The organism is Limnospira platensis NIES-39 (assembly GCF_026000695.1).
Classification (GTDB): domain Bacteria; phylum Cyanobacteriota; class Cyanobacteriia; order Cyanobacteriales; family Microcoleaceae; genus Limnospira; species Limnospira platensis.
Map to the genome: position 1 here is coordinate 1,171,149 of NZ_AP026945.1, position 22,396 is coordinate 1,193,544.

At 42.8% G+C, this 22,396-nt stretch carries 26 protein-coding genes, 1 tRNA gene and 2 pseudogenes; 19 read left to right on the forward strand and 10 right to left on the reverse strand.

Going from position 1 to position 22,396, the window contains the following annotated elements:
- The first annotated feature begins 16 nt into the window (after positions 1–16).
- Positions 17–1,810 (forward strand): penicillin-binding protein 2, encoded by a 1,794-nt coding sequence (gene mrdA, locus N39L_RS05910; RefSeq protein ID WP_006617648.1) that lies wholly within the window; start codon positions 17–19, stop codon positions 1,808–1,810.
- A gap of 39 nt (positions 1,811–1,849) precedes the next feature.
- On the opposite strand, the gene N39L_RS05915 is transcribed toward mrdA, so the two are convergent.
- The 4 genes from N39L_RS05915 to N39L_RS05930 form a co-directional block, all read right to left on the reverse strand.
- Positions 1,850–3,370, reverse strand: a complete 1,521-nt coding sequence (locus tag N39L_RS05915) for a hypothetical protein (protein WP_006617647.1) — start codon at positions 3,368–3,370, stop codon at positions 1,850–1,852.
- Positions 3,352–3,756, reverse strand: coding sequence for a hypothetical protein (locus tag N39L_RS05920; RefSeq protein WP_006617646.1), 405 nt, complete (start codon positions 3,754–3,756; stop codon positions 3,352–3,354). Before N39L_RS05920 ends, N39L_RS05915 begins: the two co-directional genes overlap by 19 nt.
- A gap of 15 nt (positions 3,757–3,771) precedes the next feature.
- Positions 3,772–4,011: a PIN domain-containing protein gene (locus N39L_RS05925; protein ID WP_006617645.1), complete on the reverse strand. Its 240-nt coding sequence runs from the start codon at positions 4,009–4,011 to the stop codon at positions 3,772–3,774.
- A 988-nt stretch (positions 4,012–4,999) separates the two neighbouring features.
- Complete coding sequence (locus N39L_RS05930; RefSeq protein WP_434221612.1) at positions 5,000–8,188, reverse strand: CHAT domain-containing protein; 3,189 nt, start codon at positions 8,186–8,188, stop codon at positions 5,000–5,002.
- Between the two features lie 147 nt (positions 8,189–8,335).
- Here N39L_RS05930 and N39L_RS05935 point away from each other — a divergent pair, with 147 nt between their 5' ends.
- From N39L_RS05935 to N39L_RS05955, 5 genes are all read left to right on the forward strand, one after another.
- Positions 8,336–8,569, forward strand: coding sequence for a hypothetical protein (locus N39L_RS05935; RefSeq protein ID WP_014274603.1), 234 nt, complete (start codon positions 8,336–8,338; stop codon positions 8,567–8,569).
- Positions 8,539–9,963 (forward strand): alanine/glycine:cation symporter family protein, encoded by a 1,425-nt coding sequence (locus tag N39L_RS05940; protein WP_006616339.1) that lies wholly within the window; start codon positions 8,539–8,541, stop codon positions 9,961–9,963. The genes N39L_RS05935 and N39L_RS05940 overlap by 31 nt, the downstream gene beginning before the upstream one ends.
- A 41-nt stretch (positions 9,964–10,004) precedes the next feature.
- The gene (gene hisF, locus N39L_RS05945; RefSeq protein ID WP_006616338.1) at positions 10,005–10,790 is read left to right on the forward strand and encodes an imidazole glycerol phosphate synthase subunit HisF; all 786 of its coding nucleotides are present in this window, start codon (positions 10,005–10,007) and stop codon (positions 10,788–10,790) included.
- Positions 10,791–10,898: 108 nt separating this feature from the next.
- Positions 10,899–11,111, forward strand: a complete 213-nt coding sequence (locus N39L_RS05950) for a hypothetical protein (RefSeq protein ID WP_006616337.1) — start codon at positions 10,899–10,901, stop codon at positions 11,109–11,111.
- A 164-nt stretch (positions 11,112–11,275) separates the two neighbouring features.
- Positions 11,276–11,348, forward strand: a tRNA-Ala gene (locus N39L_RS05955).
- A 169-nt stretch (positions 11,349–11,517) separates the two neighbouring features.
- Here N39L_RS05955 and N39L_RS05960 read toward each other — a convergent pair.
- The 6 genes from N39L_RS05960 to N39L_RS05985 all read right to left on the reverse strand — a co-directional run bounded on the left by N39L_RS05960 (position 11,518) and on the right by N39L_RS05985 (position 14,758).
- Positions 11,518–11,730: a hypothetical protein gene (locus N39L_RS05960; protein ID WP_126277468.1), complete on the reverse strand. Its 213-nt coding sequence runs from the start codon at positions 11,728–11,730 to the stop codon at positions 11,518–11,520.
- 680 nt (positions 11,731–12,410) lie between these two features.
- On the reverse strand, positions 12,411–12,767 hold the full coding sequence (locus N39L_RS05965; RefSeq protein WP_014274605.1) for a hypothetical protein: 357 nt from the start codon (positions 12,765–12,767) through the stop codon (positions 12,411–12,413).
- Positions 12,767–12,979, reverse strand: a complete 213-nt coding sequence (locus N39L_RS05970; protein ID WP_006615798.1) for a hypothetical protein — start codon at positions 12,977–12,979, stop codon at positions 12,767–12,769. The genes N39L_RS05965 and N39L_RS05970 overlap by 1 nt, the downstream gene beginning before the upstream one ends.
- A gap of 453 nt (positions 12,980–13,432) precedes the next feature.
- Positions 13,433–14,014, reverse strand: coding sequence for a hypothetical protein (locus tag N39L_RS05975; protein WP_231852104.1), 582 nt, complete (start codon positions 14,012–14,014; stop codon positions 13,433–13,435).
- Positions 14,015–14,054: 40 nt separating this feature from the next.
- The gene (locus N39L_RS05980) at positions 14,055–14,405 is read right to left on the reverse strand and encodes a hypothetical protein (protein ID WP_035737414.1); all 351 of its coding nucleotides are present in this window, start codon (positions 14,403–14,405) and stop codon (positions 14,055–14,057) included.
- A gap of 116 nt (positions 14,406–14,521) precedes the next feature.
- Entirely contained in the window at positions 14,522–14,758 is a 237-nt protein-coding gene (locus N39L_RS05985; RefSeq protein ID WP_014274608.1) for a hypothetical protein, read from the reverse strand.
- 240 nt (positions 14,759–14,998) lie between these two features.
- On the opposite strand from N39L_RS05985, the pseudogene N39L_RS05990 reads away from it, so the two are divergent.
- The 13 genes and pseudogenes from N39L_RS05990 to N39L_RS06050 all read left to right on the forward strand — a co-directional run.
- A pseudogene (locus tag N39L_RS05990) lies at positions 14,999–15,696 on the forward strand (hypothetical protein); the annotation flags it as partial.
- A gap of 20 nt (positions 15,697–15,716) precedes the next feature.
- Entirely contained in the window at positions 15,717–15,908 is a 192-nt protein-coding gene (locus tag N39L_RS05995; protein ID WP_162097026.1) for a hypothetical protein, read from the forward strand.
- Positions 15,833–16,594: a hypothetical protein gene (locus N39L_RS06000; protein ID WP_231851968.1), complete on the forward strand. Its 762-nt coding sequence runs from the start codon at positions 15,833–15,835 to the stop codon at positions 16,592–16,594. Before N39L_RS05995 ends, N39L_RS06000 begins: the two co-directional genes overlap by 76 nt.
- A gap of 12 nt (positions 16,595–16,606) precedes the next feature.
- Positions 16,607–16,864 carry a hypothetical protein gene (locus N39L_RS06005; protein WP_014274613.1) on the forward strand — a complete coding sequence of 86 codons (258 nt, stop codon included), beginning with the start codon at positions 16,607–16,609 and terminating at the stop codon, positions 16,862–16,864.
- A gap of 173 nt (positions 16,865–17,037) precedes the next feature.
- Positions 17,038–17,349 carry a hypothetical protein gene (locus N39L_RS06010; protein WP_006616324.1) on the forward strand — a complete coding sequence of 104 codons (312 nt, stop codon included), beginning with the start codon at positions 17,038–17,040 and terminating at the stop codon, positions 17,347–17,349.
- Positions 17,350–17,577: 228 nt separating this feature from the next.
- On the forward strand, positions 17,578–17,823 hold the full coding sequence (locus N39L_RS06015) for a hypothetical protein (RefSeq protein ID WP_006622122.1): 246 nt from the start codon (positions 17,578–17,580) through the stop codon (positions 17,821–17,823).
- A 1,006-nt stretch (positions 17,824–18,829) separates the two neighbouring features.
- Positions 18,830–19,315 carry a hypothetical protein gene (locus tag N39L_RS06020; protein ID WP_006616325.1) on the forward strand — a complete coding sequence of 162 codons (486 nt, stop codon included), beginning with the start codon at positions 18,830–18,832 and terminating at the stop codon, positions 19,313–19,315.
- Between the two features lie 94 nt (positions 19,316–19,409).
- Positions 19,410–19,734, forward strand: a pseudogene (locus N39L_RS06025) (hypothetical protein).
- Positions 19,724–20,107, forward strand: coding sequence for a DUF1064 domain-containing protein (locus tag N39L_RS06030; protein WP_006616299.1), 384 nt, complete (start codon positions 19,724–19,726; stop codon positions 20,105–20,107). Before N39L_RS06025 ends, N39L_RS06030 begins: the two are co-directional and overlap by 11 nt.
- A gap of 26 nt (positions 20,108–20,133) precedes the next feature.
- On the forward strand, positions 20,134–20,475 hold the full coding sequence (locus tag N39L_RS06035) for a hypothetical protein (RefSeq protein WP_006616300.1): 342 nt from the start codon (positions 20,134–20,136) through the stop codon (positions 20,473–20,475).
- Between the two features lie 16 nt (positions 20,476–20,491).
- Positions 20,492–20,773: a hypothetical protein gene (locus N39L_RS06040; RefSeq protein WP_006616301.1), complete on the forward strand. Its 282-nt coding sequence runs from the start codon at positions 20,492–20,494 to the stop codon at positions 20,771–20,773.
- Between the two features lie 53 nt (positions 20,774–20,826).
- Entirely contained in the window at positions 20,827–21,105 is a 279-nt protein-coding gene (locus N39L_RS06045; RefSeq protein ID WP_006616302.1) for a hypothetical protein, read from the forward strand.
- A 198-nt stretch (positions 21,106–21,303) separates the two neighbouring features.
- Positions 21,304–21,678: a hypothetical protein gene (locus tag N39L_RS06050; RefSeq protein WP_006616303.1), complete on the forward strand. Its 375-nt coding sequence runs from the start codon at positions 21,304–21,306 to the stop codon at positions 21,676–21,678.
- Positions 21,679–22,396: the final 718 nt, after the last annotated feature.

A 22,396-nucleotide genomic window follows, 5' to 3' on the forward strand; every position in this document is an offset into this window, starting at 1 on the left:
ATTGGATAGGATAACTATGGCTGGTGAATCTCCGTTTACCCCTCACAATCAATATATTTCTGATAAACCGCAGCAGCATCAGTCTTACCGTGGCCGTCTGCATCGTGGTATTATCCTGCTGTTGTTGATTACTGCCGGGTTTTGTTTGTACACTGTTCAACTCGCTAATTTACAATTAGTTCAAGGAGCTATCAATTGGGAGAGAGCGGAAAATAACCGACTGCGCCTAGTTCCTATTCCGGCGAAACGAGGGGAAATTTTCGATCGCCATAATCAAAGACTCACCCGCAGTCGTTTGGCGCGATCAGTTTATATTTGGCCTAGGGAACAGTCACCCCAACAGTGGCAGGAAATTGCTACCCAACTGGGTCCGATTCTTGATATCACTCCACAAGAAATTATTAATCTTATCGAAAATCAGGGCTATAATTCCCATCTTTTTGTGCTAATTAAACAGGATATTAGCCCGGGAATGTTTATTGCTCTCGCCGAACGTTCTGAGTATTTGAAAGGGGTAGAAGTTCGCGGGGAGTCTCAACGTTATTATCCACACAATCATCTGGCTTCCCATATTTTAGGATATATTGGCGCTGCTAGTTTACAAGAATTAAAGGCTAATCCTCAATACCCTATGGGAATGCTAACCGGGAAAATGGGGATAGAACGTATAGCTAACTCTTCCCTTGAGGGAGTGTGGGGAAATCGATTAATTGAGGTTAATTCCCAGGGAGAAGAAATTCAGGAGTTAGGTATTCAAACACCTGAACCTGGTCAGCCACTTCAGCTAACTTTAGATTTCGCACTACAAAAAACTGCGGAAACGGCTTTAGGCGATCGCTCTGGTGCGGTAGTAGTCTTAGATGTCAAAACTGGCGCGATTTTGGCTATGGTTAGTCATCCTAGCTTCAATCCTAATATATTCTCTGGTCCGATGACTGCACAACAATGGGAACAATTACAAAGCGGCGAGAATCCTATGTTAAATAGGGCTGTACAGGGCTACCCCTCTGGTAGTACCTTTAAAATTGTTACGGCGATCGCTGGTATAGAATCGGGGAAATTTTCCCCTAATTCAACTGTACCCACTGCGGCGGCTATTACCATTGGTGGGGTGAGTTTTCATGAGCATAGTAATAGTGGTTATGGTACTATTGGATTTAGAAAGGCACTGGCTGTTAGTAGTAATACCTTTTTTTATCAGGTGGGAATGGCAGCCGGACCTCATCAAATTGCTAAATGGGGGAAAGAATTAGGTATTGGTGGCACTATTAATTTGGATTTATTGGGACTTGATGGTGCTAATCATGGTCAAATCCCTACCCCAGAGGAAAAACAAGCATGGTATAATGAGCCTTGGTACACGGGAGATACTGTGACTATGGCGATCGGTCAGGGGTTGGTTTTAGCTACTCCCTTAGAATTGGCGGTTATGACCAGTACGGTGGCGAATGGCGGCTATCGAGTACAGCCTCACCTGTTGGCTTCCCAAACTAATACCGATGAAACTAAACCCATTAAAACTTCGATTTCGGCGGGTAGTTTAAATGTGGTCCGACAGGGGTTAATTGATACGGTTAAGGAGGGAACTGCTAGAATTTTGAATGATGGTTCTATTCCTTTAACCGGAGGGAAAACTGGAACGGTAGAAATTCCCGGACACCCCAACAACTCTATGTATGTCGCCTTTGGACCTGCTGATAAACCAGAAATTGCGATCGCTGTTTTGGTGGAAAGAGGTGGTTATGGTTCTGTATCCGCCGCGCCTATTGCTAAGGCGGTTTTTCAGACTTATTTCGATGGTAGAAAATAGTATTTTATTTGGCGAGCGCTCCTATTTGACCCCCACCAGCTAACGAAAAGGAAACCCTTTCCGACGACTCAACCAGATGAGAAATTTAGTCCCACCCCAGCCAAGAATAGCACCTGCAAAACTGGCGAAAAGAGCGATCGCAAAAGGATGGGAAATTCCCCCGCCATTTTCAGGTTGGGGAAAAATCCTCGGTTCTTCAAACATTAACCCGGAAGTTGAAGCGATAATGGCTCCCGTCCCAATGGCTACACCCCAAGCCTGAATTTCGTCTTGGAGTTGTTGGTTTTGTTGTTGGCGGGTGCGATCGCGTTGGGTTTGTTCAATCTCCACTATACCACGAATTGAGGCGATCGCTTTATCCGCTAAACTCGAACCTTCCACAAAGTAGTTAAGTTCGTCCCCTATGCGGGTTTGGAAATAGGGAGAAGTGCGATCGCTAAACTCCCCGAAAACATCCATTTCCTGCTGTTGTAAATTATAACCCTTCTCTTGGAGGATATTAAAAATCTCCGTCAATGTTACTTGATAGTTTTTCGTATTGATGCTAATCGTATTGCGACAATGCTTATAGTTTCGCAACAGTCGCGCATATTCCAAATCTAACGCCGCCAATTCCTTTAACACCTTTTTCAGGTCTTCCAGTTGCGCCTCAGTCAACCCTAGACGGGTTTCATTTTGGGTTAATTCTTGCTTAAAAGACTTGACTTTATGCTCTAACTGTGTATAGGCGCTGTAGGTTTTGCGGTACAGTGTCCGCGTTTCCCGGTAGGCGGAAAGCACCTTATTTCGATAGTAAAATAGATTGATAAATTGGCGATAAGCATCGATGAATTTTTCACTGGCTAAATCGTCCCGAAACAGGAAGATGATGATATGGGGTTGCACCTGCGCTTCCCCCTCTAAATTCCCGTCAACAACTTGACCGCCAAACTCAAAAAACGGGCTACCGAACAACTCACCCAGCTTGTGCAAAGGTGGACGTTCAACCTTACGGGAAGGCATCACCTGTGCCAAGCAATTGCGGGCAAAATTTTGTAAATCTTCCGGCTTTTTTGTGCGTTCATGTACTGGCAAAAATGCCGTTAATAGTAATGTTTGACCGAGCGAGCTTTTGATAAAATCGGGTAAAAAAACCAGGCTTTCTGTATTTAAATTGCGCCAAAATGAAATATTGACCTCTGGAGTTTTATCGCCATTTTCCTGTTCTGGGCGGCGCAAATTAACCGTTAAGCTATAACTATCATTCAGTCGGTGGGTGTAGATATTACCCGTTATTTTTAATTCAGAATTAGGCAGAGTTCCCGTGAGGTTGAGACGGTTATTAGGATTCAGGTTAATTTCCGCGCCGAGGGGTTCTGGGGAGTTTTCTGGGTAGCCGTAAATGTCGAGGCGTTCCGTAAAACCCAGCGCCTTTAAAATATCATCTCCCCTTTCCCATAACTGTTTCGGGTGCGGCGCAAGGGAATCCGTTTCCCCCGTCAATCCTCGCCACAGATGAAACGCGAAAAGGTGCAAATTGGGAGCATAAACCGTGTGGGAAATTATTTTTTTTGAATCCATCGACTCAAACTTTCCCGAACATAGATAAACAAGGAGATTTGGGGGGAATTAGGAGCCGGAGTAATAATCACCAAGGTTTCCGTTTCTTCGATGATTTGGAAGTTGGGAATTGTGTATTGTATCTCATCGGGAGAATCTTCTTCGAGTTCGTCGGCTTGTTTGCGGGTTCTTTGTCGCCGGGCTTTTTTCAAGTGATTTTGGGCTTGCGGAAATTGTCCGATCCAGTCTATAATCATATCTGATGCCTGATTGATATCGGCTTCAGATAGATTCTGCAAGTTGGCTGCCAATTCCTGAGCGGGTTGCACAGCCTCTGGCGGTAGGATTGGCGGTTCAGCTTCGAGGAGTTCGGCTAACATCAGCAGGGTTTCGGTTGAGTCTTTCATGGTTGTCTGGTTGATTTATCTTCCTATTGTCCAATCTTCTATGACCAATCCTGTCACTTTGCTAAAACCTCGATGATTACGGGTTAATAAAATCATAGACCTCGACAGTGCGATCGCTACAATTCTAGCATCCATCCTGTTCGGTGCATCCAATACAGACTCATTCCCTCGACGAATGGCTTGTCCTAGTGCTAGGATTTCCTCAAAAGCCGGTTCATCCTTGAAAGACCTGGTGATTTCGCGTAACCCATTCATCGATTGAGTAGGGGCAATCTGTTCTATAATTGGGGTGGTGGCTGCTTCGACGGCGGCTAGGCGTTATTCTAATGAACTGTTGCTGGTCATGGATTTTCAAAGGTGGGTCGAGTCTCTAACTATAGATTATGGGTTGGGGGGTGTTGGGTTGCGCTATCGCTTCACCCAACCTACAATTGATAATTGATTATTTGCTGGGTGTTGGGTTGCGCTATCGCTTCACCCAACCTACAATTGATAATTGATTATTTGCTGGGTGTTGGGTTGCGCTATCGCTTCACCCAACCTACAATTGATAATTGATTATTTGCTGGGTGTTGGGTTGCGCTATCGCTTCACCCAACCTACAATTGATAATTGATTATTTGCTGGGTGTTGGGTTGCGCTATCGCTTCACCCAACCTACAATTGATAATTGATTATTTGCTGGGTGTTGGGTTGCGCTATCGCTTCACCCAACCTACAATTGATAATTGATTATTTGCTGGGTGTTGGGTTGCGCTATCGCTTCACCCAACCTACAATTGATAATTGATTATTTGCTGGGTGTTGGGTTGCGCTATCGCTTCACCCAACCTACAATTGATAATTGATTATTTGCTGGGTGTTGGGTTGCGCTATCGCTTCACCCAACCTACAATTGATAATTGATTATTTGCTGGGTGTTGGGTTGCGCTATCGCTTCACCCAACCTACAATTGATAATTGATTATTTGCTGGGTGTTGGGTTGCGCTATCGCTTCACCCAACCTACAATTGATAATTGATTATTTGCTGGGTGTTGGGTTGCGCTATCGCTTCACCCAACCTACAATTGATAATTGATTATTTGCTGGGTGTTGGGTTGCGCTATCGCTTCACCCAACCTACAATTGATAATTGATTATTTGCTGGGTGTTGGGTTGCGCTATCGCTTCACCCAACCTACAATTGATAATTGATTATTTGCTGGGTGTTGGGTTGCGCTATCGCTTCACCCAACCTACGGTTAAATTCCGATCGCACAAAAAGCCCCCCAATGGATAGGATGTTTATAGGGTCGGTAATCCGGGCGTTGAAAACCTAACCCCAAGTTATCTCGGAGTTTCGCCTTGGGATGACAGTTTCCCGCCGAGTCCTGCTCATTCAGCCACGCCGTTAACTCCTGCTTCGTGACTGCTCTCATCCACTCTTGGGCCTGTTTCAAGGCTAAGGCAACCGAGGGCTGGGTCTGCATTTCCTCATACAATTTTACCATCAAAATCGCCGTCGAGACATCATTCACCGCCCACAGGCTACAAATCACATTCGCCGCCCCCGCATACAGAAACCCCAGCCCCAAACTGATATACTCTTCCAAGTCGGGGGAAAAGTCCGTTAACCCGGTTTCACAAGCCGAGAGAATCACCAGGCGACAGGTGGGTAAATACAGCTCAAACAATTCTCCCAAAGTGTAACATTTGCTCAGGTCAATCTGCGTGCCTTTGCGCCAGGGGAGAAAACGAGTTTCCGCCGCTTCAGAGGGGGCGGTTTCCTCCGAGAGGGTTCGGCCTTCTGAGTCACTGACGGAGACTTTCGCCCCGGCTAACACCAGGGGAGACAGGAGGGGACTGTTGAAATTGAACGCCCCATGGCCGGCAAAATGGAGATAGTCCGCCTCTTGGAAGGCTTGGCGGTGGGGGTCTTCATTCAGGCTGGTTTTGCTGGCTTGCTGGCGGGCGAGACGGCCGGCGTTGGTGGAGAAGTTGGCTAAAATGGCTTCAACCTCTAAGTCGGCATAGTCTAGGTCTTCGGTGGGATTTTGGATAGCAAAGAAGCGCTGGCGGTTGCTGGTTTGGCGCTGGCGTTGGGAGACTTGCAGGAATTGACAACTGGGGCTATAGGTGACTCCCAGGGGGAATCTATCGGCGAGATAGTCGGGTTCATCGTCATCCCCCAGGGGTAAGGCGTGGAGGGGGAATAAATGCAACTCCCGATAGGGTACGACAATCAGGCGGCGGTAGGTGGGGGGAATTTGGGCGAGGAGTTGGGGTAATTCCAGGATATCCCGCAGACGGCGCAGGAAGTCATTCAGATGGGTTTCCCAGTCGTCGGAGTGGTGGCGTTGATAGGTGTGGAGATAGGTGTCGCGCAACTCCTGTAATTGCTCCAGGTTTTCCGGGGGGGAAAGATGCACGGAAATTTCCCCGGTTTCGCCACTGACGATAAAGGTATAAATTCCCCGGCGGCTGAGATACCATTCCATCAACAGGGTATCCTTATCCAGCAACTCCTGAATTTTCGAGAATTGGATGGGTTGGACTCGTTGGGTGAGGCTGAAGTTGGGGTCGTAGGTGTTGATGGTTTCCAGGAGTTGGGTTAAGGCCTGTTGCGCCTGTTGGTATTGTTGACGCAGGCTGTCCATGACTTCGGGGGTGAAGCTGGCGGCACTGCTGCCCCGTTGTCCCAGTCCGCCGATGTCCTGATTATCGGGGTTGGTGGGGGTTTCGAGGGTTTCGAGGAGTCGCTGTTTGGCGGTGACTTCCCGACGGAGGCGATCGAGTTGTTGCCGGATTTCTGGGGGAATGTCGCCTTTGGGGTACAGGTCGCGGTTGCTGAGGAGTTCGATGAGGTTGCGGGATTTGCTGCGTTCGACGCTGGCTAAGGCTTTGCCGATATCTTCGGCGTTGATGCAGGCTTGCACGAGTTGGGGATAGAGGTCTAAGGCGGCTTCCCGGCGTTTTTGTTTCTCGCTGTAGGAGTCGGTGAAGCTGCAACGGGTTTCGACGGCTTCAATGGCAGCCTCATAGCCTTCGATGGCGGTTTCCCAGTCTTGAACCTTAAAGGCAGCATCGCCTAATCTGCGACCGATATCCAAGGCTTCTAGGGGGAATCGCTCTGGGGGACAAATGGCTAGTCCTTCTCTCCAGGCGGCGATCGCTTCAGGAATTCGGTTAAAGTGTTGATAGACAAAGGTGAGAAGATTGTAACTGGTTGCCATGCCCGAGCGATCGCCCAATTCGGTCTCAACTTCCAAAGATTGCCGATACAGACGCTCCGCCTCATCCCAGTTGCCCCGATTTCGCTGGATATCTCCCAACAGTCCCCAAGAGGTTGCCATGCCCGAGCGATCGCCCAATTCGGTTCTCAATTGCAAAGATTGCCGATACAGACGCTCGGCCTCATCCCAGTTGCCCCGATTTCGCTCGATATCTCCCAACTGTCCCCAAGAGGTTGCCATGCCTTTGCGATCGCCCAATTCGGTACTCAAATCCAAAGATTGCCGATACAGACGCTCGGCCTCATCCCAGTTGCCCCGATTTCGCTCGATATCTCCCAACACTCCCCAAGAGGTTGCCATGCCCGAGCGATCGCCCAATTCGGTCTCAACTTCCAAACATTGCCGATACAGACGCTCGGCCTCATCCCAGTTGCCGCGATTTCGCTGGATATCTCCCAACACTCCCCAAGAGCTTGCCATGCCTTTGCGATCGCCCAATTCGGTCTCAACTTCCAAACATTGCCGATACAGACGCTCGGCCTCATCCCAGTTGCCCCGGTCGCGCTCAATACAACCCAACAGTCCCCAAGAGCTTGCCATGCCCGAGCGATCGCCCAATTCGGTTCTCAATTGCAAAGATTGCCGATACAGACGCTCGGCCTCATCCCAGTTGCCCCGGTCGCGCTCAATACAACCCAACAGTCCCCAAGAGCTTGCCATGCCCGAGCGATCGCCCAATTCGGTTCTCAATTGCAAAGATTGCCGATACAGACGCTCGGCCTCATCCCAGTTGCCGCGATTTCCCTCGATATATCCCAAACTTCCCCAAGAGGTTGCCATGCCGGAGCGATCGCCCAATTCGGTTCTCAATTGCAAAGATTGCCGATACAGACGCTCCGCCTCATCCCAGTTGCCCCGATTTCGCTGGATATCTCCCAAACTTCCCCAAGAGGTTGCCATGCCGGAGCGATCGCCCAATTCGGTTCTCAATTGCAAAGATTGCCGATACAGACGCTCGGCCTCATCCCAGTTGCCCCGATTTCGCTCGATATCTCCCAACACTCCCCAACATAAAGCGATGCCAGCCTTATCCCCGATTTCTTGAAACAAGGCGAGAGACTGTTGCAAAGATTCCCAGGCTTGGGGATATTGACCCCGTTGATACTGTTCAAATCCTTGCTGCAAAGAGAGATAGGCTTGCAGTTGTTGTTCATCCATAGCCACGCACCGAGTCGGGATAATATCCCCATATTACCTCATCCCTCCAGGATGCAGAACAGACCCTATCGTGTGGGGGCGATCTTCAATTAGCCTGCGATCCGCAATACTAGATAAGGTAAGTATCAAGTATTGGCTAGGGTAACCATGACGGAATTACTCGAAAGTGCGATCGCTCGGTTACAAAGTCCGAGAGTGAGCAGAATGCGATCGCTCCTTCAGCAATGGCTGAATATCATGCTGGTAAAAACCGGGTTTCTTTACCCCCCCAGACTTTCAGAAACCCCGTTTCTTAGGGAAATCTTTTGTGACTGCCCAGCTTTGGCTACCACGGGAGTTATAATTGCCAGATGGATAAATTGCCTAATATATCGATTATAGCTGCCCAGATTCTGGAGATTGTCTACAGAATTATCTTTGTGGAAGTGGGGGGGATACCCTTAATTGTGGTCTGGTTTATGGCGGGTGGTCTGGTTTTCACCCTGTGGATGAGATTTGTTAATCTTAGGGGTTTCACACACGCTATTAAAGTGGTTTTGGGAGTCTATGATAACCCCGAAGATGAGGGGGAAGTTTCCCACTTTCAAGCATTGGCTACGGCTTTATCGGCTACTGTGGGATTAGGAAATATTGCGGGAGTGGCGATCGCTATTGGTTTGGGAGGTCCGGGGGCTGTGGTTTGGATGACTCTGGCGGGTTTTCTGGGAATGAGTAGTAAATTTGTGGAATGTACCCTCGCTCAAAAATACCGCCTCGTTAACCCAGATGGTACGATCGCCGGGGGTCCTATGTATTATCTATCGGCGGGTTTACAGGAGTTGGGACAAAAAAACTTGGGTCGGGTTTTGGCGGCTATGTTTGCTGTTTTGGCGATCGGCGCCGCCTTGGGGAGTTCCAGCATCTTTCAAGCTAATCAGTCTAAGGTCGCGATCGCACGAGTTTTTCCCGTATTCGCCTCTCAGGGGTGGCTCTATGGCTCCGTTTTGGTGCTTTTGGTCGGATTGGTCATTATTGGGGGGATTCGCCGTATAGCTCAAATTACGGCGGTTCTGGTTCCCTTCATGTGTGCTATATATGTAATCGCCGCGCTGTGGGTTCTGCTGGTCAATTGGGCAAAAATTCCTGATGCGATCGCTACTATTTTCGCCTCGGCTTTTGAAGATCAAGCTGTGGTGGTGGGAGGTTTGGCAGCCTTAATTCAAGGGTTTAGAAGGGCGGCTTTTTCTAATGAGGCGGGCTTGGGAATTGCGGCGATCGCTCATGCTGCCGCTCGCACAGATGAACCTATCCGAGAGGGAATAGTCGCCACCCTGGAACCATTAATTGATACCGTCATTATCTGCAATATGACCGCGTTAGTTATCATTATTACGGGAGCCTATAATAACCCCGCCTGGGCGAATTTAGGAGGCGCAGAAATCACATCCGCCGCCTTTGGTTCGGTGATTCATTGGTTCCCTTATGTGTTGGCTGCCGCTTTATTTTGCTTTGCTTTCTCCACGATGATAGCCTGGGGATATTATGGGGAATTGTGTTGGCAATATTTATTAGGACAACGCTGGGCGATTATTTATAAACTCCTATTTTTAACCGCCATATTTTTAGGGGCGATCGTCAATCCTCAAGCGGTGATTAAATTCAGTGATGCCATGTATCTAACCATGTCAATTCCTAATCTATTGGGACTATATTTTCTAGCCCCCACAGTGGCGCGAGATTTGACTGACTATTGGCAAAAATTAACAACATCTAATCAGGTCGCCCAAAACAGTTAAACTATAAAAGGAATTTTTTGCCCCATAATCGAGGAGTTGCTATGCTTGCTAAACGCATTTTACCATGTTTAGATGTTAGAGCCGGTCGGGTGGTCAAGGGTGTCAATTTTGTTAATCTCCAAGACGCTGGCGACCCGGTGGAATTGGCTGCCGCCTATAATGACGCGGGGGCTGATGAATTGGTGTTTCTGGACATTACCGCTACCCATGAAGACCGCGATATCATTATTGATGTGGTCTATCGTACCGCTGAACAGGTGTTTATCCCTTTGACCGTCGGGGGGGGTATCCAAAACTTAGAAATGATTAAAAATTTGTTAAGGGCCGGGGCTGATAAGGTCAGCATTAACTCGGCGGCGGTCCGTGACCCAGATTTAATCAATAAAGCCAGCGATCGCTTTGGTGTTCAGTGTATTGTAGTCGCTATTGATGCCCGTCGGCGCACTGACCCAAATAATCCCGGTTGGGATGTTTTTGTCCGTGGTGGTCGCGAAAATACCGGACTTGATGCGATCGCTTGGGCGAAAGAATTGGCGCAACGAGGCGCGGGAGAACTTCTGGTGACCAGTATGGACGCAGACGGCACACAAGCAGGCTATGACCTGGAATTAACCCGGACTATCGCTGAAAGTGTCGAAATTCCCGTGATTGCCTCTGGGGGCGCGGGAACCTCTCAGCATATCTACGAAGCCTTAACCGAGGGACGCGCGGAGGCGGCTTTATTGGCTTCTCTGTTACATTACGGACAGTTAAGCGTCGCTGAAATCAAATCCTATCTCGCCACTCGCCATATTCCCGTCCGTCCCCACGCACTCCCCCACGTCTAATGGTTTCCCCACGGGAGTTTTACCTAAACAAAAGATTAAATTTTCCGCATTACCGGCTCAGTTACGAAACTCCTGTTAGAATGGAAGAAATGTTACAAAACGTAACTTATGCTGATTTCTATTCTAATAATTGATATAGCTCTGGTAGCCTGGTCTGTACATCTGATGCAGCAAGCGGCTCGATATCGAGAGTCTTCCTTTGTCCTGGCCGGTATATTAGTGGCTATTTCCGCCGTCGCTATGGTTGTGGTTTATTTTCTCATGGGTTCGTGTATCGACCACCTTACCCAAATGTCTCATCATGCTTACTCCTATATGTGATCTGGTGCGATCGTCTACAGTCCCACCTTTAGACCCCGTGGGGCGACCATTACCAGTGTGGGGCGATCGATTTTCCTCCCTTTAGCGCCTAGAGGATATCAAAAAATTTTTGCCAAAATCATTGACTTAACCAATCATCCTGTGATACATTAAAAGATGTCTTTGGGGTTATAGCTCAGTTGGTAGAGCACTGCAATGGCATTGCAGGGGTCAGCGGTTCGAGTCCGCTTAGCTCCATTTCAGTTGAACCCTTATCCTAACGGCGATAACCGGGAAACACTCAACCCGATAGTCGTACCTAATTACTCAGATATTACTCACAATCTAGTCCTAGCACAGGAAAATAATTCTGTCAATAGGATGATTACTCAGTCAACAAGCACAACTTAATTAATCTGTCAAACACTCATACCACCCCCCAACCAAACACCGATAGGGTAACTCCCTTGTGATAGCAGTCAATGGCAAGCCTATCGGTTCGTTCCTCACCATTGACTGCTATCACATCGGTCGCTTCCCTAAGAGTGCTTGTTCTGGTTGGGGGGGAGGTATGTTTCAAAGTCAACATGATAGCCGTAGGTAGCCATAGAAAGGGACTTATTAATTTATCAATGTACAAAGATATTAGGCTGTCTTTCTATGGACTAGACCTATAGGTAAACCTATGTGCGATCGCAAAACCTGAACTATCATCTACCGGAACCAACCCGATACCCCTAAAAAACTTTTCAACTGGGGGAGATTACCGGGATGGGTCGATACCCACATAATTCTCAGCAAGTCTCCAACCTTTATTGGCAATCACCCCGTGCGGAAACCGATACCAACATAATCAGTTCACCCCCAAAATCTTAGCCGTAGGTTGTAGGTAAAGCTATCTGTTGGGGGTAACTTAGTTCTGGGTATTATGTGGACATAATAGGGTGAGCATTCATATAATCTAATTCTCATAATGAGTTCTCATAATGAGAGTAAAAAAATATGCAGACACCCCCTACAGTCAGAAACCATAGGGGGCCATTTAAGTTATTGGGGTAGCTGTTAGGTGTTAGGGCTTACGCCAACCATCATCATCAATATCATCTCTGTTGATTGGGAGATGGGGTGATTGCTTTTTATCTTCTAACTGTTTTTTACCAACTATCTGATCTAACTAATTTTTCAAAAACTCAAACAATATGTCTAACTTTTTATTGTTTAAATCTAGTTTAGACTCAATTATTTTATTGCCTCTCAATGAATAAATGCCAAAATAAATAATAACAATTACCACTAATGCAACCTCTAGTATTATTATACTCATTGCATTAATCTCCAAAAATAAAGGGTAAACCATTTAATCCTCTCCCAGGGTTCAAATATTGCGTAAAAATTCCTATATAGTGGTGATTCAATTATTTGATATTCATTTAGCCAAATAGTTTCACGTTTAACCATCATATTCTGCTTAACACCATTGTATGTGTAAAATTTTAACCATCCTGCCATTTTCCAATAAATAGAAACCTGGTCTGCATCAAATAATATCCTCACAAATTTGCTACCTGATATATCTGGCAATCGTTTACTTCCGTGTGCTGTATCATCCTCTTTGATAAAGTATTGGTTGTAAGCTAAAAACCAATTAGTTTCAGATATATCATATTTGTTAGACATTATCTCACCTGTTTGATTACATTATCGTTATCCGTGTCACACCATAAATCACCTACACTTAAACCTGTAGGGCTTGTCGGTAAATTACTGATATTACCATTTGTAGATGCTATGGGTTTACCTAGTGGGTCTAATTTTTGAGATAATTCTTGAATCCCTGCTACTAATAATGGAACTAATTGATAATAACTAATAGTTAGATAATCTATCATTTATTATCGAGTTCAGGCTCATTTGTGTGGTCGTTTTTAACCACTTCAACTGCATCCGGTTAGTGCTCTTGAACTTCTTGTGCGATTAAACATATTTTAGTTTATTGTGTAGAAAATCCATTGCTGCTAACTCATTATATTTAAATTTAATTACATTTAATTTTTTTAAGTAAATTCAAGCTTATTAATACTCTCATTAAAAACTGTTTTAAACCTAATATAATAAGCGCCTTTAACATGATCTCCACTCTCGTTAATAAAAGATACATTTGTGCCTCCTACTCTAAATCTAGTATGTACTCCAGATGATCAAAGAGTTGAGCTCTTTATAAAATATGTCTGCCCGTTATATAATTGTATTGAATATCTATTGTCAGGAGCACCTCGCCAAACACCGCTTTGATGAAAATTAAGACCATGATATATAAATACTCTAGGATTATCACCTGCTTCTCATTGCATAGAATAATTCCCCTGATGAGAAAACGCACAGCTATTACTTCCAACTCTACTATTTAGTACTAAAGCCGAACTAGCAGTAGGGCCTATCCGGCGTATATTAAACCCCCTCCAAACATTAAAATCAATAAGCATATTTCCATCAGGAAAACTTTCATTATTTGAAAAAGTTACTGGATTATTTGTTATGTTAAATGTTTTAATTCCTGTTAAAGTTTGATTTCCTGTATTTCTTACTACAGTTGAATCTACATTAATTGTTCTATTAGCTGCTAATGTTCCTCCTCCTGATAAACCATCTCCTGCGGTTAATGTAATGTTTGAATGTGTATGCTCTGATGGAGTAAACGTTGTCGGTTTACTTGTAACTTCAGACCAAGTAGGCCACCTTGTTGCGGTAGCAGGCGCACTACTGATGTCGCCCCATATATGACCGTGACCGGATGGCGCGAAATTAGTATTTGAGTCAATAACTGCTTGTATCCGTTCATTAGTTAAATACAGATTAACTTCACCTTCTGGCAAGTCATCGGTTGATTGCCCAAATTTACTAGAGTAAATGTTGAAATTAGTCATAATAAAGATTCCTAAAAAAGGGGGATTATCCCCCAACTATTTAATCTACAGTGACCAGCTCAACCAAGGTCACTGAAATATCAGCAACTGATTCGGCAATAGCTTGTAGTTTACTAGCGCCAATAGTGAGCATAACAGTATCACCCGGCTTCACAGAAAATGCGGCATTAGCTACAGTATTTTTTGTGGGGTCTAAGATTAAATGAACGGGTACATTAGACCGATTTTTGATAAATACATTACGCCCGTTTGTGTTAGCATTTACTGCCACTAATTCGGCAACTGTATTAGCCGTTAAACTAATAGCGGTTGTAACGGGAGTACCCGGTATCTTAGCAGTAATATTGAGAGTGTCTAAATTTAGAGCGCTACTATAAACTGAAAAACTCATAATCACCTACCTCCTAAATAATTCCATTGTAGCCGGTTAGTAAGTGATTGTCTGCTCTAACCCGACAATCTGCGAAACACTATCCTCTGTTATCCCGTAGATACTAGCAGTAGATTTTAACTCGTCATCCCATGCAGTGTTAGGCGGTAGCCATAAACATTGACCTGGTATGCAATTGCTGATGTGTCCATGACTAAACCAAACCCCAACGCCGTGTTCTGTAGGTGTAAGCGATATCTGTAAGTATTGGTGGCGCGGATAAGTGTAGGGGTATTACCTACGGAAATACCAAAATTTTCGGGTTGAGTTAATGATGGTGTTTTGGGTAAGGTATCAAGTTGGTATTCTGCCATACCAAAAATATTAATTTAATCCTTATTGTGCAATTGATTTAAACATCTAGCTTTTCATACAGAATGTGAATCTATAGCTAATCCTTATGTCTGATTGGTAATCAATTCGATTAATAAATTTTCGGTATAGATTCCCCCATAATAAGGGAGTTTTATGATACCTACATTTAACCCGTTTTCTGTTGCTAGGTTCCCATAAAATATCTGTAAGTCTATAGAACCTTGTAACACATCTTGTTTCTTAAACGAATAAACACATTGCCAGAATGGCTAATGTACAGATTTGACATCGATGATGAAAGATGGGGTGAATTTGAAGTTAAAGTAGAGATTGATGATGTCAATCTAATGATAAAAGCAGAAGAAAAAGCCGAAATAAAATTACCTAACTTAGCTGAATCAATTGCTGAAATATTTGGTATGGTAATGGAAATTTCTATCTCTCATCAGGTTACAGAAAACGCTGTTTTAACGGCGTTATATGAAGCAGGTTTGGCTCACGCGGCAGCCTTTAAAGCTGGTAGTGAAGTATCTAAAATAATTGATTATTTAGAATTTGCTACTGAGAAAAAATACGCAAAAATTAAAACAGCCTTTACTCCAGAAGCTGATAATTTTGAGGAACTACTAGAACCCAATAAAAGCCAGGTTAAGATTACCAACCAGAAGGATGCGAAAGAAACATGACAAACAACATTAAATCAAATTAAAGAAATATTTGCTTACGTGCTCAAGGTACTTTACAGGTGAACAGTAATGACCCAGCCAAAGACATATTAGCCGATTTAACGCGGTTATATGATTCAATGAAAAAACAAGACGATATCAGAGAACAGGAAACCAAAAAAGTACAAGAATTATTGAAAAAAGACTTTCCTGATATCAAGATAGAAACCGAATTGATTGACGGCGATAACCCACTAAGAGGGACTTTGTAATGGTTGCCAGAAGTGCAAGAATGCTAAGGAGTACTCGTAGCTTGTCTAGCCGTCAAACCCGTAGCAGTATAGGTAGGAATGGCGTTAGACAAGTTAATTTAGCCCAGAGAACATCTACGGGTTGGTTTGGCACATTATGGGCAAAAGTTTTGGAGGTTGGCTATGGGAAGGAATTACTAAGTTTTTATCTAACTTTAGCTTTGAGAAAGTAGCGACATTTATTACCTCTAATTGGGACAGCTTTTGGAATTTTAATTGGAATATTAGCGATAGTGATATTGATAGAAACATCCAAAATATTGCCGGACAATTTATAACCACCACGGCTGGGTTTTTAGGTAATATGGCTGGGAAATTAGTATGTGGTGTTTTACCAGTAGCAGGTCTTGCATTTCTCAATAAAGCGGCCGCTATGCATGTAGCATTAAGCAAGGGGCATGAAATGCTTATGGAAGTATCTACAGCTGTCGGTTCATACGTTAAACAGTCATTTAACATGGCTATGAAAGCAATAGCATGGACGTTATTTAAACACGGTAGACGGGTTGTTAAAATGTTTTTAGATAAAAGTCCTTCAACACTTGCAACGGCTATTGTTTCAATGGTTACTGCTGGTAAAGGAACGATTGAAAAGTGGGGTGACGAAAAAGGTGAAGAATGGAGTTTCGGTAAACAGAGAAGGGAAGCTAGGGAGAAATTACCAGAAAGCTATGACGGAAATATTAACACTATTTGGAACCAAGACAGTTCCGAGGAATTCGGGGATGAGTTTAGCGAGAACTGTAAAGAGGCTATTGTGTTAGTCGCTCAAGGTTTAGATGAATATATGGCATTACAAAGAATAGAAGAAAATAGACAACAACAATTAGTTAACGCGGTTATAGAAAACAATGGATAAAGATTTAGACTAGTGTCAAGCCTGCGTAATTTACCGGAAAACGTAACTAATGCTTGGGCTCAAACTGAAATACTAGGAAATAGAGATATAGGGCAATTTGTAGGGTCAGGTGATTTTCCGGAAATCAGTACGTCAGCTAATCTTAAAATACAGTTAACTTTGGTTTTGTACAACTACGAAAAACCTCCATATTGGACTAAAAATAGGCAGTCAACACTGCAAAAAACTCAAATAGAGTTACCGTCGGTTAGTAGGGATAAAATTACATGAGATAGGTTACAAAGGATATTTACTCAACCCAGTCAGCATTTACTAAAGAAAATATTAAAGTTAATTGCACTATAAATAATGGTAGAAAGTTTGCGTTTTTTATTAATGAATTTAGTAAGAATGAGGCAGAAAATATCTGTAAACAATTAGTTGATTTAACTGACGCTAAAATCGTGTATCCTATTACCTTCGAGGAAAGGAAAGGTTTTGGCGGTAGGGAAAATGCGAAAAGAATCAAAGAGAGCAAAATGTATATCAGTGAAGTGAAAATACTTAACTGGGAATTAATTGATAAATTTGAACAAGCTAAAATCGACTTAGGTGAAAGTAGTGCCTTGGCGATGTATCAAGACCCTAGAAAAACCCAAGTCAAAATTCCTCTACATTTCCAGAGAAAACCTAGTTGGGTTGATAATGCCATACGGAAAGCTACGAGGACATCGTTAGAGTTAAAAACTGGAAATCAACCCCCAACTACAACCTAATCATTGAGTCATATCAGTCACTAACTATCATCCACGATGAAAGAGATTACGAACATACTTAGACATGGTTAAACTGGTAGTTAGCGTAATGTTGGTATTGGTAGCGTACCGTCGCGTTTAACTCAAAAGCTGCTACATATATGTAGCTTCTGTTGAAAGAACCATAGCAGCCACAATCAGCAAATACACTGCTATAGTCTAGGTATTGAATAAAATCAAGGTGAGATTATAGCTACTAAGAAAACGCTAGGTGCTGCGACACTGGAAAACCAATTACTTGAAATTATTGAGCCAACCCAACGAATGCAATCGACTGCAAGTAATAATCCTGATGGTGCAACCGTAGTCACTGCTTATACCCGAAATATGGCTACAGGTCTCGTAACTGTTTCATTGTCAATTCCAACAGACGATGTTTTAGACCCTACTGACGGCAGTATTGATGTAATAGCTACAGAGCTATTTGTTGATTAATAGATATCGGGTAGGCACTAATATCATCGTTTTACCTACCCTGACTTAAATCATGTAGAACAAGAGAGTTATTATGCCTTTAAGCGACGCATTTAACAGAGACAAAGAAGACTGGGTAGAAAAGTTAGCCACAGCCAAAGGCTCACATTTAGGTCGTAGTCTAGTAGTTGAAGTTCCAGTAGATGCAACTTCAAAAATAGGCGTACCTATGCCTATGCTTTGACTCCACGTTTTAAGTGGAGGGTCAGTATCTAATGAACCAACGGCCGTCAGGAACTTAACCATTTGGACACCACCTGTTAGGAATACTTCCACGCCTAATACTAACAGACGTAATATCATAAAAGGCAGTCGGGTAAGAGCATACAAGAAGGCTGAATACACTCGTTTCTTTGTTGAGGCCCCGGTTAATCCTGGCTATTGGCGTAAATACACCCAAACACGGGTAGGCGAAAAAATACTGAGATTTATCAGTATTAAAGCACCTCCTATCGTTTCTGTTAGTGGCTTGTTATATGTATTTGCTCACTATTTTACTATCAAGCCAGCATCATTAAGAACCTATAACAGTATGTTCAGAATTCCTAGCAGCGATGGGCTGGCCCTAGCTAACCTGGGTGAATTAACTGTTGAGAGAAGTGAAGCACCAAACCAAGTACAGGGTGATCTTCCTGCTAATGCTCCTGTTAAGTCACCTGGCAGTAAGAGTAAGAAAAAATAAACCGCCAAAAAGTAGACAAAGAGAATTGACCACTATATAAAAAAATAGTGGTCTTTTGTTTGAGTTGTATGTGGCGATAATTTAAACATTTCACAATTATGGTATAAAGTCAATAATTCTTTTATTTTTTGGGCTTATATATTTCTGATTTATTTATAAGTATTAATTAGGTTAAAAATAATAATCATAAACAACCAAAAATATCAAAAACAGTGATTTCCAACTCAATAACTCAATCGTATTTTTTAAAAATGATTTTGTCAATGAGTTGAAAATAACTGACAGATGCGTAAAAACCAAAATACATTAGTAGACCAAAATACCGCTATTTACCAGATTGACAAAGACAGCGTAAAAACCAAGGATACACATGGACTCTCACCTAGTGAATATCTGGCAATCTTAAAAAGGTTCAGCAACTTTGCCGGATTTCTTGACCAAGTAGTTCCTTATCTGCCATATCCCAAAACATCACCTATCTACACATTAAAAGAAAAGTTAGTGTTTGCATCTGTAACGGACGAAAAGGACTTTAATCTGGAATTAACCTACTCTGAGATTATCGCGTTAAAGAATAGCATTAAAGCTATTCTAACTCTGATTAAACTTGGTGGTGGTGTCAAGATGCCACGTAAAGTTTCTGGTGCTATTGCTGACGATATCGCTGCCTTGGAGGGTCACTTTTTTAATCTCTCCGATAATCATGTTGGCCCGGATATCCCTGAGTTATCAACCGACCCTGACCCATTTTCAGTCTGGCTTCAGGGTTAATCCCTAACAGTCTAATTACAGCAGTCTAATTGGGAAATAGAAAAGGCTACCCGTAAAAAGGTAGCCAATACACCAAACATCGAGGACTATCACCATGATATCAAAGCACTGGAAAGAAGTGCGGTTAAATCTCAGGAATATTAAACTTGACCCGTTGATGTATATGGGAATGTCGTTTGCTATAAAGGTTCCTAACTATGCAGGAAGAGGAAAACTTCAATGGCAATTAACAGCCGTTAAATTTTACCATGAATTTCTGGCTTATTATGTGGGAAAAATGATGAAAAAAATTAATCACATTACGCCCAGATAAAATTGAGGAAATTCTCAATAAAGCACTTGAATATTGCCGGGAAGAATGGAGGATTTATCAAGCTGAATCTGGTGGCGATAAAGAGGAGGTAAATAATGATGATTAACAAGTATCACGCCAAAGGACAATATGATGAGGGGCATTACTTTGCATCAACGCTAGAGAGCAAGGTGTATCACCTACTCAAAAAGTATGATGACAACCTATCAATACACCCCCGATTAACTTTGGTTGATCACTGTAATGATTGGAAGTCAATTACATGGAAGCCAGACTTTTATAGTCCAGTTTTCAACCAATACATCGAAGTAAAGGGAACGCTAACAACCGAGTTTAAACTCAAGATGCAATTGCTTAATTACCTTAATCCCGGAATGATTGAAGATATTTGGTTTGTCACTCGGAACAGGTCTTATCGTTGGCCAGGTATTTATTTAATGAATATCGATGAGTTCCAACGACATCTGAAAGCACAATAATTTAAGTTAATAGGAGAACAGCAACCGTGATAAATCTACACTATAAAGGCATATTTAGCCTCAATGGTGAACTTGTGCAAAGCCATTATAACCCCCATAAATTTGACCAAAATACAATCATTGTGGCTTATCAAGTCTTGACACATATTGAGGAACACAAAACACCTGAAGTCAAGAATATTACCTATCAGGTAATGGGTAGTTACAGACCACGTGGTGATTATCAAGGCTCTGCAATTATTAAGCTAACTAAACAATCACAGTTTAGAGTTCAGCTATCCGGTAAGGTAATCCAATGTTTTGGTATGGTTGTCGCCAAATTGCAGCCAGAATCAAATCACCTAACACAATCAACAATCAACAATTAACTAAGGAAGAGTAATCATGAGTATTGGATATTACGGTAAAAGAGATGACGATAAATTCGCGTTTTGTAGTGCAGTTAAATCTGGAGAATCAGGCACATTCCTGGAAATTACTAGCGCTATGTTTCTCGTACAGCAACCTCACCTATGGCTCGTTGGTGTCGGATTAAGCGGTGATTTTCAGAACTTTAATGACAGAAGCTGGAAATTTGAGGAACAATTAATTGCTGTACGTTTCTGCATTGAAGAATATTCAAGCGAGTATCAAGGGAAAAACGGAAGTACAAGCCAACCTCAGTAGAATTAGCACTACTTCACCTAGTCGAAGGTGACAAGCTGCTAACTAACGGCACGATGATGTTTACCGGAACTGTAAATCTAGGACAATCAGCCACACGGGTAGCCGAGCGACTCCTTGAATTAGATAATACCACTGATTCAAATGATTTTGATTCAGCCAAGAATAAGCACGATTTAGCGGAATTTATTCTTGAATACAGTACAGCGTTAGATACCTTTGAATCTACTATTTCTGGCTACACTCTACAAGAAGCCATTGATTTTGTTGAGTTAAAGTCTGGCAAAAAAAATGGTGGCTTTGGTGGTAAACCCAAATCCAAAACCTGGGAATAACGAGTATATTTTACTGCTAAAATCCTTGACTATGAACATGATTTTGACAGCTTATACAACAAGGTTCAAAAATTAGACCCTGATACCCTAATCGCGTTAATTGAGCTGATGAAACTCAGCTAATTAACATAAAATATCCCCCCAATATTGGCGGGATAACTACCAGACAGCAAGCCAACACACTAAGAGGTTACTACCATGTCTGAGGACTATGTTGATTATAGACTAATACGCGATTCAATGGCAGATGAGTTAGAGGAAATAATTGTTGACGGTACATTAGGGACACAAGTTGAGTCAATATGTAGGGCTTGTGCTATCCTACCCTATCCGGATGTTCAATTCCCAATTATTACTAGCTTTATTTGCTCACCTGTTACGCTAATGTCAACCGCTGGGTGTCTGTTTCTTTGGGGGTCTAGTGGAACGGGTAAAAGCCAGATAGCTACTATTGCGGCTTCACTGTATCGCACCGACACAGTGTTAGCTAACAGCACATTTGCTTCACTGAGAAACAAGCAAGATACAGCCAGAAAGATATTGATATTACGACCCGTTACAAAGGGAGTTTGAACGTAATTTTTTATTGGTTTGGGAGGATATCACCCCCCAATTTATTAATTGAAAATGAAAATATGCTTTCACTGTTTAAAGTCTTAAACAGGAAAAATAGTCGAATAACAATTAGCAGCCAAACACCCGGTCACAACATGATTTTTAATGCTTTCGCTTTAAAAGTAATTAACTCAATACATCCTTTATGGACGTTTTGGGAACTTAACGAACTTAAAATAAGGATGTTTACTATGTGGTTTAAAAAGAGACAATCAATGACAAGTTAAGAATCTGCAGGGAATCAATTTGAATTGTCAGAACTTTCGGATATTGAGGATATAAATCTTGGTAATATATCATCTCGCTTAGAAATGTTTTGGAGAGATATGAATAATTGCACTAATTACGCTAAAACCAAAAGAGGACTACAAAAAAGGAAACAAGATATAGCTAACTACAGATTATCCATTGATGTAATTGCTACTCATTCAATGATATACAAAACATCAATAGATAATTAAATCAAAGCATTTAACCGTTACTGGGAATTAGCAGAAACCAAAATATTCGCAGTATCTAGCGGAACAGAACAATTCTTAGACCATTTTATCGCTCCAAGTATTGAGAGCAAAACTAAGCAAAATAAGCAAGCCACAAAAGCAGGTTTTCCTGAATTAATCGAACCAGTTACAGACATTGATCCTAAGACTCTGAAGATGGCCATAGAAAAAGCCAA